This is a genomic window from Pseudomonas asuensis, assembly GCF_014646755.1.
Lineage (GTDB): Bacteria > Pseudomonadota > Gammaproteobacteria > Pseudomonadales > Pseudomonadaceae > Chryseomonas > Chryseomonas asuensis.
Genome location: NZ_BMNW01000007.1, coordinates 241143 through 258108, shown reverse-complemented (window position 1 = coordinate 258108; position 16966 = coordinate 241143). Strand labels below are relative to the sequence as shown.

The following is a 16966-nucleotide window of genomic DNA, read 5'->3' as shown; positions in this document are numbered from 1 at the left end:
TGTAAGTGAGCATTCCGAATCGATTTTTAACGACGCATCACCGGGCCCAGTGCGCAGATACGGTTCGTGCATAGTCTAGGCTGCATTAGCTGAAATAGCCTTCCGTCTAAAACATACAGGTTCAGGCTCAAAGTCGTCACCGGCGCTTGTACGGACGGCATAGGAATCTGTTTTGTAAAAAGAGATTCATTCCTTCCTAGGCTACGGTGGTAACGATTCGCTATGTGGTAAGAAAGTCCATCACCTGCAGCCGAACTCCATAGTAGTGGCCCTTATATGTCTTTCTTACGCAGCCATTTGGACTGCGATCGCACGATTCTTGCTCCACGGCTCGGAAGTTAGGCTCAAGACACTCCACCACGCCAGGAATGATTCATAAATGTTTCACAAGGTGTGTCTAGTCTTGTTATAAATGGATAAGCGGCCACATAAGGCGAGGCACATGTTTTCATCTGTGGTGAAAAGTCTGTGCTCTCTCCGGTCACTTGTTTTGCTATGACCTAACTGGAAACTGGAGAACATTAGTGGATAAGGCGTATGAAGGGAAAGTCGTTTTGGTTACAGGCGCGACCGGGTTTATCGGCTCTGTACTACTCAAAACTCTATCTGAAAAACTCAAGGGTGTTAGACAGATCTACTGCCTTTACCATTCAACAGCCCCCTCCCAAACCCACGTCCATGACAAACGCATCGTATGGATAAAAGGTGATATCACACAAAAGAACTGGGGAATCCCCTCCAGCGAGTTACAAGAGATCAGAGACCATGTGGAGATCATCTTCCATCTGGCCGCCTATACTCGCTGGGACACCGGCATACAGGACCAAGTACACGCTAATACGCTGTCTGCACTCTATGGTGCAGAGCTGGCTGCTACGTTTAAAAAACTTGAGTTGTACCTGGTGACGTCCAGTTATTGGGCACAATGTAATCGTTCGGCAGCAGAACACATTGAGGAGCGAATTTACCAAGACCTCACAGCAGAGTCCGAGCTTGATGAGATCCTAACGCAGCAGGGTAACGCGAGGCTTTCTGAGTGGCCTAACGCCTATGCTTACTCCAAAAACCTAATGGAACGGTTACTGCACCAACGCTATCCCAACCTACCCATTATGGTTGCACGGATTACATCAGTAACAGGTGCCTGGACATACCCACGTATCGGCTATTGCGACTTTGCTATTTCTCTTCCGGCATTTATCCGAGCCATCGCGCTGGGAGGCGTAAAATATTTCCCTGCATCCATGCAGACGGCCATCAATGACATGATCCCCGTCGATATCTGCGTCAACATGTTATTGGCAAATGCCGTCGAGCCCTCGAATGACCTGTTCCAGGTTATCCATTGCTCTTCTGCCACCCGCAATATTCCTACCTTAGGCGAAGTGGCTGAGATGGCTGGCCATATAAGCTATTACAAGAGCGCACAGGAGTTTGGTGAGGCCCTGTCTCAGCTCAATGAAAAACAGGCAAAGCTTAACAAAATCATTATAGGCGCCTATGGATTCGCCATGGCAAGCCGCTTCAGGTTTGATGACGCACATGTACGGCGCCCATTGCAGTGGATGTCGCCAGAGTCTCTATCCAGATTTCCTATCGATGTTGAGGCACTGGAATGGACGGCAATCATCGCAGCAATGAAGAAAGAATTGTTGATGCTTGCAGCTGAAAAGGCTGCGTAGTCAACGAGTGACGACTAAAGGTGAGAAGGCTGATTTTTGCCTTACAGCATCTCGCCTGTTACTGATATGTTTCACAGCTCCGCGCCTTAATTCCTAGATACTTTTAACCTTCCCATTCCTGACAGTGGGTGAGGCAAGCCGTCTAAATAGAGCATGCCAGCGACATTTCGGTTGTAGCAAACCTAGTTCTTCTAACGTCTGGCTTATGTCTGTCGTGCTCTTGGCAACCAGCCGGCTATCAAAGCAGCCCCTTCAGTCCATACCCCACGGCTGGTCTTCCAGACAAGCGCTTCCTACGTAGACAGTGAAGACCTTCGGTGCGTTTGATGCATTGGCCTTTGCTATTGACTGCATTAGCTAAACTCCTACGGCCATAGGCAAATCAAGAACTCTCCGTACTAGGATATTCAATTGCTGCTCAGTGCACTAATGTCAATGTATGAGTTCTTTAGGCAGGTTATGTCAACCAATGAGTCTGTTTACAGCCAGCTGGATTTACTTACCCGAATCCGATCACTCGTACAGCATGGACACTTGGGCGGTTATTTGCGCAAAGACACCATGAGCGCTTGGCTGACTGCCAGGCGCTCAGGCTGCCTTCAGCTACACCAAGCGCCGCCGATATTGTTGTTAGTAATTCATAATCCCCAGGGCCCGGCTCGCTATGCCTATTCAGAAAACACAAGACAGCACTAGCCTGCACAGCGGCTCATACACCCGCCTTGCACGACGTGTCTGTTATCTTTTAGCCGCGCTGATGGTGTTCTTGTTCTTAGGCGCCGGGACCCTTCTGGTTCAAATCGCTGATCAGATCAACCGCCACGAAAGTGAGCGTGATCATCTGCTAGCGCAAAACGTGCTTGAAAGCCGAAAAGATGAGCTTAATAAAACATTACTTGACTATGCCTTCTGGGATGAGGCCTTTGCTAATACAAGTAAGGTCGTTAACCCTGATTGGCTTGGCCAGCAGACACTTCTGGGCTGGTCTCTGACCGAGCGCTATGCACTTAATGCAGTGTTCATCGTGTCACCCGACATGAGCATTGTGTATCGGTATGAACGTCGCAGGTCTACGGGTGATACGGGCCTGGCTTGGGCCCCGGGAGACCTTGAAAGACTAACCCAAAATGCCCGAACAGTAAGTGAAGGACAGGCCTTCCAAACTCTGCTTTTTTTCAATGGGAAGCCAGCGCTTGTATCAGCCGCCCCGATCAGACCTCTCTCCTTTCGATCGGATATACCCGTTGAACAAACCTCTGTCATGGTTCTTGTCGATGTCATAGGGGAGCATTCACTCAAGGATCTGTCAGACCGTTTCGGTATCCAGGGGCTTCGTCCAGCACACTCCAGCAGTGAGCCCAATATCTTGCTGTCTCCAGAGCATGATGTTTACCTGACATGGGAGACCTCAAGGCCTGGGGATGCCTTGCTACAGATCTTGTTGCCGCTTCTGATCCTTGCAGCTGTAATTTTTGGTCTGATTGCCTGGTATTTGCTTCACCGCTCAATCCAGGCGGCGGTTCAGATTGATCAAAGCAGACGAATTGTACAAAAAAGCGAAGAGCGGTTTAAGGATATTGCCGAGGCAGCGTCTGACTGGATTTGGGAGACAGATAGCTCCCTGTGCCTGCACTATTTATCAGAACGTTTTGCACTGACGACGGGATTTACCGCTGGCGCGTGGATCGGAAAGCCCCTTAATGAACTCCTGACGTTTGATTACGCCGAAATCGAGCGCCTGGCCAACGGAGAATGCACATCTCTCTCTTCTATCCCATGCCAGCATCTGGATGCACAAGGCAGAGAGCACAGCGGAAACCTTAGTATTAATCAGGTTTTTGACGGCGATGTACTGGTAGGCTACCGCGGCACTGTCTGTGATACGACCCTTACGGTTGAAGCCCAGGAACATATTCTTCACCTTTCAAGGCATGATCTGCTAACCGGTCTGCCTAATCGTGGTTATGCTTACGAAGTTCTGCAGGGCAGGCTCTCCTCCAACGTCGACGAGGATGAAGGCTTTGCCATCCTGTATCTGGATATTAATGACTTCAAGAAAGTCAACGATCTGCTAGGCCATCATGCTGCTGATCGTGTGCTCGCCAAAGTTGCTGTCCAACTAGGCGAGCTTTTGGGCCCTGATAATTTTCTCGCCCGGCTAGGCGGCGATGAGTTTTTAGTGATTACCTCTGGACTTCCGCAAAGTGGACTGCCGCGCCTGTGTGAGCGTTTACTTGCAGTCATTGAACAGCCGCTTGTGTCTGGAGAATATGATCTGCACCTGGGCCTTAGCATTGGCGTAGCGCAGGCCTTCATTGACAGCGACGATCCACAGGAATTGCTTCGCCTGGCAGACATTGCCCTGCATGATGCCAAGTGTCAGGGTCGTCAGTCCTGGCGGCTTTACGACGCAGACATGAAAAAGCGTATCCAGGAACGGCGAGATCTCGAGCTTGATCTCAAGCTTGCCCTGCAACGTGATGAACTCAGCGCGGTCTATCAGCCTCGCTTTGATATCAGCGGTAAACGGATCATAGGAGCCGAGGCATTGGTCCGCTGGCATCATCCAACCAAAGGCTGGCTCAGCCCTGCCGTGTTTGTGCCGATTGCTGAAGAAAGCGGCCAGATTATTGCGCTAAGTGATTGGATGCTGATGCGGGCCTGCCGCGAGGCATGCCTCTGGGCTGAACCTATTTTTGTGTCCGTTAATCTGTCATCCATTGAGTTTAAACGAGACGATCTTGCCCGGCGCATTACTACAGCATTGGAACAATCAGGGCTGGCGCCAGAGCGGCTTGAAATAGAGGTGACAGAAAGTGTGATGATGGATAACGCCGAAGGAGCCAGAGCGCTGATGTATGAGCTTAAGGCCTTAGGGGTCAAGCTTTCCATGGATGACTTTGGAACGGGGTATTCATCGCTGAGTTATCTGAGTCACTATCCCTTTGACGGTATAAAAATTGATCGCAGTTTTGTAATGAATCTGGCGGATAGCCGTACGAATAACCAGGCAATTGTAAACGCTATCGTTGCCTTGGGCCGTTCACTGTCGATGTCAGTTACCGCTGAGGGCGTTGAGACAGCCGAACAACTGGAGACCTTACAGCAACTTGAGTGTGATCAGGCCCAAGGGTATTTCCTTGCCAAGCCAATGCCAGGACTTTTCCTGGCAGAGCTTCTTGTAAAGCAATCCCTGCAGCAGTCATAAAAGCGTTACCCTAAGCACAGCGGCGCAGGAGCAAAACGACTGCCCGGGACCTGATTTTGGTATTAACAAGGGGTACCTTGGATAAACAAGGTACCCATAGATGTTGGGATGACTGACGGCCCCTACTGGACAGCACCCTAGCCTCGCCTTTTCGTGGAGACGACACTGCAATGCCCCATGCTCGGCCATGAGGGTTCTTATCATTGAGGCCACCCTCATTTTGCTAAAACCTGGCAGGGAATATAAAGCCGACGGTTGCAACATAATCGTCAAGTTCTGGTCACATGAGTCGATTACCTTCAAGGTAGGTTAAAAGAACTGCTAACTAGCCGGATCAAGTGGTTTAACTCCCGACGAAGTGAGCAATAAATTTGCGGTTTTGTAATACGGCCACCATTGAATCGTCATGTATATCGCATTACGCTCAGCTGGTCGAAATCACTGGATTAACTCATGCGTGACGAAGCGTGCTCAGAAGGGCTAACGCGACTGGCTACCTCAGCGGTAATGAGAGGAAGGCCTGAAAATGAAATTCTGGGTTGGATGCTGAATAATGGCATTCGCCCTTCCGCAGCCATCAAGGCACTGAAAAAGGCCAAGCACCAGCGTCAGGAGTCAGGCTTGAAAAAGCTTAAGCTCTCGCTGTTGTGCCTTTTTACCCTGATGTTCTCCACTGCCATTCTTCACATGGTGGATCTCTTGAAGTTTTAAACACAAGACTGGTCAGGCCGAACGACCATAAAGGTCAACGGCCTGCTGCGCTATGCACCCGCTCAGCTTCTTCTAAATACCGTTAACGCTGTGCATTTATCTGTATGCATATACAGATTTTGATTGCCTCAACGCCGTTGTTTCAGCATGCTTACGTCATTGTTGATCTGAATGACGATAGCTATGCGGCTCTTCCTGTGCGAAAAACCTTCTCAAGCCAAAGACATTGCTAAAGTGCTGGGCGCTACACGCCGTGGCGAAGGGTGCTGGATAGGTTCGCAAACCACCGTAACCTGGTGTATCGGCCATCTGCTTGAGACGGCGCCACCAGACGCCTATGACGATCGTTATAAACGGTGGAATCTGAATGATCTGCCGATCATTCCTGAAAAATGGAAGATGCTCGTCAAACCCAAGACAGCCAGCCAATTCAAGGCGGTCAAACGTCTTCTTGGTGAAGCCCGAGAGCTGGTCATTGCAACGGATGCAGACCGCGAAGGCGAGATGATCGCTCGCGAGCTGCTTGAGCATTGTCGTTACAAGGGGCCTATCCAACGACTATGGTTATCGGCGCTGGATGATGCGTCTATTCGCAAGGCATTGGCTACGCTCAAGCCCGGTGCCGATACCTTTAGTCTCTATCATTCAGCATTGGGTCGCTCACGGGCCGACTGGTTGATCGGCATGAACATGAGCCGGTTATTTACGTTGCTGGGCCAGCGGTCCGGATATCAGGGTGTCCTGCCCGTAGGCCGTGTGCAAACCCCTACCCTACGGCTGGTCGTTGACCGTGATCGCAGCATTGCCAATTTTGTACCCGTCCCGTTTTGGGCCATTGATGTGCTGTTGTCTGCCGGCAGCCATCAATTCACGGCCCAGTGGAAGGCGCCTGATGACGTCTGTGATGATCAGGGACGCTGCCTTCGTCAGGACATTGCCCAGGCCGCGGCCGACGCGATGGGCAAGGTAGACGCTGCACAGGTAACAAAAGTACAGACCGAGCGCATGCGCGAGCTTCCTCCACTGCCGTTTGATTTAGGCACGCTGCAGGAAGTGTGCTCGAAAAAGCTCGGCCTGGGCGCACAGGAAACCCTGGACATTGCGCAGGCACTATACGAAACCCATAAGGTCATCACGTACCCACGTAGTGATTGTGGTTATCTTCCCCTGAGCCAACACAACGAGGCCTCCGCTATTATCGCGGCCCTTGAGCGTTCTGACCCTACCCTTACACCGCTGAAGGAGCATCTGGACGCCAAGCGGCGATCACGTGCCTGGAATGATGGAAAGGTCAGTGCTCACCACGGCATTATTCCAACCGCAGCAATCAGCAGCCTGGACCGACTGACAGGCAAGCATAAGGCCGTGTATACCCTGATCCGTGCGCGCTATCTCGCACAATTTCTACCGAACCATGAGAACGACCGTACCCAGGCCGATTTTGAGTGTGCAGGGCAACTGCTCAGGGCTGTAGGCAAGCGTATCGTCGAACCCGGATGGAAACGAGCCTTGCCGGAAGCGTTGACTCCTGCGAAGGGCAAGGAAGCGCCAGCGCCGCAACCGTTACCGGCTCTGACCAAGGGTCAGTTATGCACAGTCATGGAGGTACAGCTCAAAGACCTCTGGACTCAACCTCCCAAACCCTTCACAGAAGGTGACTTGATCAAAGCAATGAAGAACGTGGCCAAGCTGGTAGACGATCCCAAGCTTAAACAAAAGCTGAAAGACACTACCGGTATTGGAACCGAGGCAACACGCGCTGGAATCATCCAGGGTCTGCTTGACCGCGGCTATCTGACCAAGCAGGGCAAAGCACTTCTCGCCACGCCTGCTGCCTTCAGCCTCATCGACGCTGTTCCCCGAGCGATTGCAGACCCAGGCACAACGGCTATCTGGGAGCAGGCTTTAGATATGGTTCAAACCGGCGAGATGAGCCTTGAAGAGTTCGTAACAAAGCAGTCCGCCTGGATGAGCAAGCAGGTCGAGCGCTGTATGGGGTTAAGCCTGACGATTACCGGACCCGCTGCTTCAGCGGCGCGTAAATCTGCGCTCTTCAAGAAAAAGCGCAAGGCCGCGCCTCGCAAAACCGCAACCAGCAACCGCAAGCGCTCACGCCAGCCGGTCAGTCCGGCTTGATGAGAAGACACATTCAGTCACCTCACACCACATTGATCTCTTTTTAGCGTTATCCTTCCGTAGTAGCATTGCACTCTGTGTAAAGCGTTCTCTCCATGCCCGTTGTACTCCCTGCATTATCTGCAGGGGGTTGGCTGTTTTCAGGATCTGCAATGTCAAAATCGATTGATTTCGGCGCATTGGCAATGGCCATTATGCTGACCGGCCTAGCTGGCTGCTCGAATAATAAGCCTGCTGTGTACGAACACGAGAATTTCGATGACTCAGGTACGTTTTCTCGTAGCTATCCAGTAAGCGAGACTGCTGCCTGTGAGGCCGCTCGACGCGCGCTGCTCAGTCAGGGCTATATCATTACCAGTAACGATCCAAAGCTCGTCAGTGGCCGCAAGAGTTTTCAGCAAACAGGCGAAAACCACCTGGAAATCAGCTTTAACGTTGTGTGCACCGCTAATGCTCCCAACGATCATGGCTCAACTATCTTTGCCAACGCTCTTCAAGACCGGTATGCGCTGAAAAAACTCAACAATTCGGCGAGTCTGGGTGTCGGCGTGCTCGGCTCTGTTTCGATGCCTATTGGCTCAACCAGTGACTCCATGGTCAAGGTTGCCAGCGAAACGGTTACATCAGGGAAATTCTACGGCCGTTATTTCTCTCTGGTTGAAAACTTCCTGCCAGCCCAGGCCAAAAAAGCCGATAAAGGCTCTAATCAAGTAAAAACAGCGCCTGCTTCAGACCCGCATACCAGTACACCAGCCACAGCACACCTCAAGCCGTCCGTTTCTACATTGACGCCAGTTCCAGCATCAATGGCTCCGGTACACGAGATGAACCCAGGTAATGATCCCGGATTCTCCTCTGTACCGGTACCGTTGCCACCCGAGGCGCCACCTATTACACCTATCGACACCTCAGCGTTCGAGCAATTTACGGCCCCTGCAGCCATTGCTCCGCCCTCTCCAGCAACACAGCCAGTCATCTCTGAGACGCCTGCTGACGCGCCAGCGCCTCAAGCGCAGCCTGACAGTTCCACAGCCCCATCGGACGAGCTGATCGAGTTGCTTGAGGAATAGCCGCTGGAATATTGCCCAGGATTCCAGAAGTCTCATAGGATCTGAAGCAGAGAACTCCTGGTGCTGGCATTGCGTCTATAACGTAACGCCATATAAGCGATCAACGAGCAACCACATGAAACAACGCACTGTTCAGGATGAAGGCAATATTACATGGACCTGTGTAGAAGCTTTCTCAGGCGGTAGTCGAAAAACAGCAGAAGCTGCAAAGACCCTTACAAAAGATGCCGAAGGTAACGTTACCGTAGTCTGTACTCCTGGCGGCGGCGAACAATCAGTGCGCTTGAGCTTGCCTGAAACATGGCTTGAGCAAACCTCTGACCAAGCGTTACTGGATGCCATTCAGGCAACCAAAGCCTAATCGAAGAGTGATGCGATAGAGCAGGTCATCCTATTTAAGATGTGACCTTAAGAGGTCGGCTGCATATTACCTACCGCCTAGATGCGCCGGCGAAATCCTGGCTTGACTAGAAACTAGCAGACAAAATAAATAAGGCGCCTGCCGGGCGCCTTATTTGTAGTGCTTAAACCCCTTGAGAGGCATCCGCGTAATACATTGAACATTGGATTAAATTTCCGTTTTAAAAGAGAAGCCGAGGACAGCAATTGGCTCATCTGAAATAGAGACAAGCATCAGCAAATTAACCGTACTGTACGGTTTACTTTTGGACTTATCTCTCATTTCTGGACAAATTGATAGCCAATTGCCATATGATTAATTCTCAACTCAAAAAGTGTGGCTCGTTTTCCTAGGGATAAGGGAGCAAAGCAGGGAGTGCAGACGTAAACGCCGCGAGATTAATCAACAGAAATCAATCAAGTGCCTCAATTGAACAGGCCAAATGCTTTAATGCTGGGCGCTATTATCAAGGGTAGTGATGATGCGGTCGCCGGGCTGGCGCTCACCCCTCCGTTGCGCTAGAGCAGCTGCACTAAAAAGTTCATCACACCACGTACACAGTGAGCGTGAATGTTTCAAAAGATGAGCGAGAACCCAGATCCGATAACGCGTAGGCATTTGGATTGCTCATTGCTGTTGCGCTCCCTATGATCCGCGCCTCTGCGAGCCATGCGTTATCGCCATCTGGTTTCGTTCTGCGGCCTGGCTTATTGACTCTCGTCAGTTCTACGCCCTGGGAAACTTGGCATGCTCACCCTTATTTACTGACGGCATATTTCTATGGATACCTTGAACCCGACCGATGCACTTAAACTCATCCTGGAAAAACATGGCCTGACCGGTGCGGTGTATGACGGCTGGATAGCCCCCAACAACCAGCTCCCAGCCATACGCGCCCGCTGGTATCCAGGCGACGGGAGCGGACGCCTGGACATCCATGTCATGGTTGAGGAAGGCGTACTGGTCGAAGAGATCTTTGCAGGCATTGGTAACGGCGATGAGGGTCTGGCTAATGCCTTTGAGAATTTCATAGCCAATTCATTGCATGTCCTTTTAGCCGCATTCTGGAACGTAGAGGCATCCGAATACGTTTCCACTGAAAACTGGCTGATTAATGAGCGTCACTACCGCGCTTATGTGGGCAACCTGGGCATCCGGGCTGCCAAAGGCAGCACCAGCGAGTTGCCGGAGGATTTGGTGCCGTCACTTCATACCACCATTCAGAAGATGCCATTGAAAGGCAGTACTCACTGGTTTCGTACGTTTTTCTGCAACTACAACCAGGAGCACCGGTTTGAAGCGCTAAGTGACAATGTTCACTGGGAAGAAGGTGCTTCGAAATTGCAAGCGCTCCCATGGAGCCGTGACGATGGCTATTTCAGCGTACGCAACTTCGTAGTACTGCGAGCGCTTTGACCTACCGCTTACGCTAGGGCAGCTTATTTGATGAGCCGCTCTAGCCGTAATAGCTAGCCGGGTAGGCAGTCCAAGGTACTTACGTACGGAATGAACTTTAGCGTTACCGTTCTGGAATCACCTGACGCGTAATATTTGTTCAGGTTGAAGGGTTAATGCTAAACCAAGGCATCAACGCTGTCCGGTGCATCCTCTTTGAACCCGGTCTGTCACTTATTGGCAATCGGTTTAAGTGTGCTAATTCAGCTCTGCCTGCAATCCATGTTCACGTGGAGCACGCGTAAGCAATTGCTGGTCGGCCCGCTCGGTCAGGAATCATTATTGGCGGCGCCGGTCTTCCATTCGGCAAAATGGCGACCCGTTTGCGAAATTCTTTCTTATAGCGATACGCAGAGGGATCGTTTGCCTTTTCGCAAGAAGGTTATGTCAAAATTCCGGATCGTTATCTCAACAAGGCCTGGTACGCGCTGACCAACGCCTGGGCGGTATTGTCTTTGAACAGTACCTGGATCATCAGGACCGAAACATGCTCGAACAGAACGAATGGATAACCCAATACGGCTATCTGGCCGTCATGGTGGGGCCGCTTATCGAAGGCGATGGTCTGGCCATTCTGGCAGGCGTGGCGGCCCGCCATGGTTATCTGAATATTTTCCTGACCATTCTCATGACTGCCATTGGTGCAATGATCAGCGATCAGTTTCTGTTTTTCCTGGGCAGGCGTTACGGCGATCCCGTGCTGAAGAAATTTCACCGGCACCAACACCGCATTGAGCGCGCCCGCCAGATGATTCAGCGTTATCCGTCGCTATGGGTGATCGGAACACGTTTCGCCTATGGCTTCAGGACCATTGGCCCCATCATTATTGGTACCAGTGGAATCCCTGCAAGACGTTTCGTTCCATTGAACATTATCGGTGCTTTCCTATGGGCTTCCATCATGGTCAGCATTGGCTATGGTGTAGGAGAGTTCGTGCAGCGTCTCTTTTCAACGCAATCCCATGCCGGTCTCTGGCTGGTAGCTATCGCAGCCGCCTTATTGGCTATTGTTACCGTCTGGCTGATCCGTCGACGCCGCCACGCCTGATTCGTCACCCAGCCCTGCGAGGGGCTGGGTGCTCCCTCTTCAAGGCTTATCCAATACCGTTTTCAAAAACGTCAGCACATCTTCAGTTGCTTGCTGGGTAGCTGCCGCGTTTGGTCCTACATGGGGATCAAGCGCGACACAGGCATCGGTATAACGGAAAGGCTCACCTGTCGCCTGATTGACCAGCACGCCCTGCTCGCCCTCGGCTATCTGGCACGCCCTCACGGTCTGGCTGCCCTGAGCAACGCGTACAGACTGCGGAGAAGGACTATCGAAGCCATGATGCGCGTCGGGATAGGGAAATATTTTTACGTCAGCCCCAGCCTTAGCCAGGCGATCCAGGTAGGGCGTGCACCGGGACAGTGGATCATAATCATCGGCCTCGCCATGAAAGACGCGGATGGGTTTGCCTGCTACCTTGTCCTCATCCTTGAAGGAAATGGAACAGTCGGGGTAAAAGGCAATATAAGCCGCAAAGCTTGTTTCTCCTCCTTTCCATTGTTTCTGGAATCGCTCAAGACTGGCATACAGCGAGGCCTGCCCCCCACGGGAGAACCCCATCAATACGATACGGGAGGCATCAATACGGGGATGTTCGGCCAGAAGCGCCAGCGCTCGATATTCGTCCAGAATAAAGTTGAGCCGTCCCAGCTGGGCTTGATCCTTGCTGGTACTGACCAACCCACGGCCAGTGAATCCATCAAGCACGAACGTGGCGATCCCCTGCTGGTTAAGGGTGCGCTGCCAATAGGCAATATTGTCACCAATTCCACCTGAGCCATGTTGCAGGATCACTGCCGGGAAAGGCCCGTCCCCGGCAGGAAGGCTCAGGCCAGCAGTCAAGGTCACGGGCCTGCCTGATTGTCCGGTCAGGAACTGCGTATCGCTCAGCGTCTGGGAGGCATAGGCGTAGAACTCCTGGCGTACTGGAATATCCGAATGCTCCTGAGCCTGGGCATCCACGGCCAGGCTGGCAAGCACCGCCATAGCGGCAAGGGCAGATCGCTTCACTGTTATTGTCTCGCTTATAGCTAATGTCTTGAGTATGACCATAGCAAAACAACACAGAAGGTTTATACCCTGTACTGCATATGACACGGATGAATAGACCGGTCAGTCAGCCGATGAAGTCGCTAATACCGGAGCACTGCCTATTGTATTGATACCAACGTGCCTTCATGGATCTTTCAAGCATCAAAGCTCAGTCGCATCGAATAAAATCTTCTGCGCAAGGCAAACGCCCAAGGTGCAGGGCCTGGCATGCTTTTCTTCTGAGCCGGTCTGCCGAAATGTGTATGCTTGCTGCGGAAGTCATCGAGCCCAGAAAATAAATGAGCCCTTTATGATCGACAGGCCTTCCCAAAAGCCGAAACGTCTAGCCGAAGAACTGGTTGCCCGTTTATCGCAGTACATTCGCGATGGGATTTTCAAGCGGGGAGAAAAACTGCCTTCCGAACTGGAAATCTCCAGCAGTGAAGGTTTCAGCCGTAGTGTCGTGCGTGAAGCGCTTTTGCGCCTTCAGGCGGCAGGCCTGGTCGAAACACGCCGTAGTGTCGGCACCTTTATCGTTGACATGCCACCTCCGCCAACCCTGCAGTTGGGGCCGGAAACCATTTCCACCCTGCAGGATGTGCTCAGCCTCTTGGAGCTGCGCATGAGCATGGAAGTCGAAGCGGCAGGTCTGGCGGCGCAGAACCGCAGCCAGCAGGAGCTCAAGGACATTGAGCTGGCGTTGCTATCCATGAAGGACAGTGGCCCGAAGACAGGTATTGCGATCCATGCCGACTCACAATTTCATTTACGCATCGCCAAGGCGTCAGGCAATGCGTATATGTTCGATATCATGAAGCACTTGGGTACAAAGCTCATTCCACGCACCAAGATGAATTCGGCCTATGCGGCCCAAAGGGATCGCGTGGCATATCTGGATCTGGTCTACCGGGAGCATGAAAAGATCTACAGCGCGATTGCGCTACAAAGCCCTGATTCTGCGCGGGCAGCCATGTACCTGCACTTGAGCAACAGCCGTGAACGCCTTTACCGGGCGCACGAGGCGCGCCATACGCTTTACGAGTGACGGGTGTTGGCTCCTGCCCAGCCAGGCGCTGGGCAGGATACGCCGATCAGGTAAACAGCGTGTCGGGTACTGTCGCCAGATACACGGCGGGCTTGCCTTCAAAATCGGAGCTGAATAATACCTTGCGATTATCCGGCGTGAACGATGGGTGAGGATGGGTAACCTGCCGATCCCCATCAAGCACTCGCCAGGAGCTGTTGTGGGCAGCCAGACGTGCGTGTCGCTGGCGCTTTACATCAAAGACGTAAAGCCAGGGATCGTTCTCGATGGTGTAGCCCTTTGTGTCTTCCACATCGACCGGCGTACCGGAGCCATCGCCTACCAGCATGGTGCCGTTTTCGTTGCTCATGAGGTGAGAACAGGCGGGCATTTCCATCAGCATCTCGTTGGTTTCGGTATCCGGGTCAAATCGCCAGATTTGCCGTGCCTGCTGCCCCTTGGGATAGATCACATAGATCATGGCGGAGCCATCCGGCACCCAGAATTCATGGGTGCAACTCTCCCCCGGCTTCTGTTCACGGACCTTGCGTACATTGGAGCCGTCCTCATCGACCAACCACATCCGGGCATCAACCAGGTCATGGGGTCCTTCGTGGCAGAAGGCGACAGTTTGGTCATGATAAGGACGGTAGATGGGATGCCCCAACCAGATCTTGTCCTCGTGAACCACACGTGCTTCACCTGTTCCTAGATCAACACGGATCAGACGACAGTGCGGGTTACTGGTAAAAAAGGTCCGAAACACGTCCCAGTCTGTCAGTGGTGTCCAGTCCGAACGGGCAATCTCGATTCCAACCAAACTGGTGCAGGCACTGTTCGCTACCCATGTACCGTAACCGACCCAGTCATCAGCTACCTGGTAGACCGTTGTTTCTTCCAGCGTCGCCAACTCTACACGGCGCAATTGGCGTTCATTCTTAACGTAATACAGGTAACGATCATCCTGGGATAGAAAACCGCCAAAAGTATTATCGCCCGTCCCTTCCGTTAATTGTATGGCCTGTTTGGCCTGAATATCGAGTAGATAGTAATTACGGTTCCTGTCGAATTCGGCTGCAAACAAAAGTTTGCGGCCATCATTGGCAAAACACTTCTGATAGAAATAGTTGCGATGGCACAGTGTATCGACAGGTGTGAGGCGCATGACTTCAGCGCCGGTCCCTTCATCAATATACGTGTGGTAATCCAGTTTAATATGAGAACCCTTTGCCATAACACACCTCTGTTATTTTGATAATGCTCTATCAGAGCACTTATAGGCGTTATTAACGATCCACACCTAAAATCTTTGTTAACGTTAAACAATCAATGACTGATATATGTTTCTCTCTGGTTGAGAGGTCTGTATTCAGTTATGTCCTGTTATTACCTGCCCAATGCCGCAGAGCCAGTCCCGACATCAACACGGTTCCTACAATGGCGGCGTGCAGCCAAAGCCCCTGGGGTGCCTCAGCCAATAACAGCAGCGGTAACAAGAGCAGCCCCATTCCTGTTATCAAGGCGCCGAGCCTCCGGGCTTGAGCGGGGTCAACACGGGCCATCTCGTCAGGCTGTAAGGGGCGACACATATTGCGAAAGAACACCTTGAGCTGTTGCTGCCTCAAGGTGTTTTGAGTAGGGCTGTACCAGATGCGTGTGCCTATAAAAAATCCGCCCGTCAGGATCAGATGTGCCAGCACTGTTGCCCCAAACTTCAAATCACTTGCCTCACGCCCGGTGAGGGGTTGCCCACCTAGCCATGCGGGAAGCGCCACGGGATTGAATCCCAGATAAAACGTCAGCGACACCATTGCGCCGACCAGAACGGTGCTCCAGCCAGCCCAATCTGGCGTACGCCGTACGATGACGGCCAGCATCGCAGGAATGGAAAGGGGCAGCAGAAACATGGAGCTGACCATCATTGCCAACTCAAAGAACCCAACCCCTTCCTGCTCGGCCATCCACCAGGCCGTCAGGGTGGCCAGAACGCCATTAAGCAGTGTTATCCAGCGGCCCATAGCCAGCAGGTGGGACTCACTGTGCCTGGGGCGTTGATAGACGTTGCGGATAAAAATGCCGGCATTGCGATTGAGCGCGGTACTCATTGGAGCAATCGTCGCGGCCACCATGGCCGCCAGCGTGAGCCCGACTGTACCGGCCGGCATCGCATGTTGAACGAAGTACAGATAAGCCGCATTACCGGCCTGCTCGCCCAGCTGAGGATACTCCGCAGCAAGATCCGCACCCTGCAAGGCTGCAACCCAGGGAGGGATGAACCACAGGACAGGGCCGACTACAAATAGAATGCCTGCCAAAAACGCAGCCCGGCGCGCCTCATGCTCGTTTCGGGTAACCAGAAAGCGATAACAGGTAATCGCGTTGTTGGTCGAAACTACCTGTTGCATCAGGATCATGGCGATCCAGAACAGCAGGATCTCCCAAAGGCTTATGTCATGCCCCTGCCAGAAATCTACTGGAAACCGCTCGATAATATTGCCTGGTCCACCACCGACGTATAGCGCAAAGCAACCGGTGACCAGGGTAATGGCCAGGATCAGGACAAGTTGAATGACATTGGTCGCATTGACCGTCCACGCCCCCCCACTGGCCGAAATAAACGTGATGACCGTACCGGTGACCAATAGGGTTGGCACCATGCCAAAACCTGTCATCGAGGAAAGAATATACGCCAGCCCATTGAGCCATATAGCGGCGGTAAGGGTTGAAAGTGGGAACTGCAGCCAAGTGAATAATTGCTCGGTCGGCTTGCCAAAGCGTAGAGCAATGACCTGCATCGAGGTCTCTACCCTGAGCTTGCGGTAGCGGGCCGCAAAGAAAACACAGGCGATAAAAAATCCCAGGGCGTTGCCCCAAAACAGCACCAGAACCGGAAACCCATCTGTAAATGCCTTCCCCGCCGCCCCGGTAAAGGTCCAGGCGCTGAACTGCGTCATGAAGGCAGTGGATCCAGCCATCCACCAGGGCATAGAGCCACCGCCATTGATGAATTGGCTACTGCTTTGTGCGTAGCGGCGAAAACATGCGGCCGCCACAATAATAAACACCAGGTATACCGCAACCACTATCAGGTCAAGTGAGGTCATTCTTTGAGCCTTGATGCCAACGTAACGATGAAGCAGGCAGGCTGAGGCATACTGTGAGAGATAACGTGGAAGGAACTGTCGAACGCATAAACCGGT

The 16966-nt window shown here is 52.3% G+C and carries 12 protein-coding genes; 9 read left to right on the top strand and 3 right to left on the bottom strand.

The window, feature by feature from the left end:
• Window positions 1-524: 524 nt before the first annotated feature.
• The 8 genes from IEX86_RS16445 (at window position 525) to IEX86_RS16410 (ending at window position 11710) form a co-directional block, all read left to right on the top strand.
• Window positions 525-1682, top strand: coding sequence for an SDR family oxidoreductase (locus IEX86_RS16445; RefSeq protein ID WP_188867218.1), 1158 nt, complete (start codon window positions 525-527; stop codon window positions 1680-1682).
• A 664-nt stretch (window positions 1683-2346) separates the two neighbouring features.
• On the top strand, window positions 2347-4890 hold the full coding sequence (locus IEX86_RS16440; protein ID WP_188867217.1) for a bifunctional diguanylate cyclase/phosphodiesterase: 2544 nt from the start codon (window positions 2347-2349) through the stop codon (window positions 4888-4890).
• 453 nt (window positions 4891-5343) lie between these two features.
• On the top strand, window positions 5344-5601 hold the full coding sequence (locus IEX86_RS16435) for a hypothetical protein (RefSeq protein WP_188867216.1): 258 nt from the start codon (window positions 5344-5346) through the stop codon (window positions 5599-5601).
• Window positions 5602-5784: 183 nt separating this feature from the next.
• Window positions 5785-7737: a DNA topoisomerase III gene (locus IEX86_RS16430; protein WP_188867215.1), complete on the top strand. Its 1953-nt coding sequence runs from the start codon at window positions 5785-5787 to the stop codon at window positions 7735-7737.
• A 152-nt stretch (window positions 7738-7889) separates the two neighbouring features.
• Window positions 7890-8807 (top strand): DUF2242 domain-containing protein, encoded by a 918-nt coding sequence (locus IEX86_RS16425; RefSeq protein ID WP_188867214.1) that lies wholly within the window; start codon window positions 7890-7892, stop codon window positions 8805-8807.
• Window positions 8808-8922: 115 nt separating this feature from the next.
• A complete protein-coding gene (locus IEX86_RS16420; RefSeq protein ID WP_188867213.1) occupies window positions 8923-9168 on the top strand; it encodes a hypothetical protein in 246 nt (81 codons plus the stop codon).
• 819 nt (window positions 9169-9987) lie between these two features.
• Window positions 9988-10623, top strand: coding sequence for a DUF6348 family protein (locus tag IEX86_RS16415; RefSeq protein ID WP_188867212.1), 636 nt, complete (start codon window positions 9988-9990; stop codon window positions 10621-10623).
• 526 nt (window positions 10624-11149) lie between these two features.
• Window positions 11150-11710: a DedA family protein gene (locus IEX86_RS16410; protein ID WP_188867211.1), complete on the top strand. Its 561-nt coding sequence runs from the start codon at window positions 11150-11152 to the stop codon at window positions 11708-11710.
• A gap of 39 nt (window positions 11711-11749) precedes the next feature.
• Here the strand turns inward: IEX86_RS16410 and IEX86_RS16405 are convergent, their stop codons facing one another.
• Complete coding sequence (locus IEX86_RS16405) at window positions 11750-12721, bottom strand: dienelactone hydrolase family protein (RefSeq protein WP_188867210.1); 972 nt, start codon at window positions 12719-12721, stop codon at window positions 11750-11752.
• Window positions 12722-13052: 331 nt separating this feature from the next.
• Here IEX86_RS16405 and IEX86_RS16400 point away from each other — a divergent pair, with 331 nt between their 5' ends.
• Window positions 13053-13787, top strand: a complete 735-nt coding sequence (locus tag IEX86_RS16400; protein WP_188867209.1) for a FadR/GntR family transcriptional regulator — start codon at window positions 13053-13055, stop codon at window positions 13785-13787.
• Between the two features lie 46 nt (window positions 13788-13833).
• Here the strand turns inward: IEX86_RS16400 and IEX86_RS16395 are convergent, their stop codons facing one another.
• Both IEX86_RS16395 and IEX86_RS16390 read right to left on the bottom strand, forming a co-directional pair.
• Window positions 13834-15000 carry an oligogalacturonate lyase family protein gene (locus IEX86_RS16395; protein ID WP_188867208.1) on the bottom strand — a complete coding sequence of 389 codons (1167 nt, stop codon included), beginning with the start codon at window positions 14998-15000 and terminating at the stop codon, window positions 13834-13836.
• A gap of 139 nt (window positions 15001-15139) precedes the next feature.
• A complete protein-coding gene (locus tag IEX86_RS16390; protein WP_188867207.1) occupies window positions 15140-16870 on the bottom strand; it encodes a sodium:solute symporter family transporter in 1731 nt (576 codons plus the stop codon).
• Window positions 16871-16966: the final 96 nt, after the last annotated feature.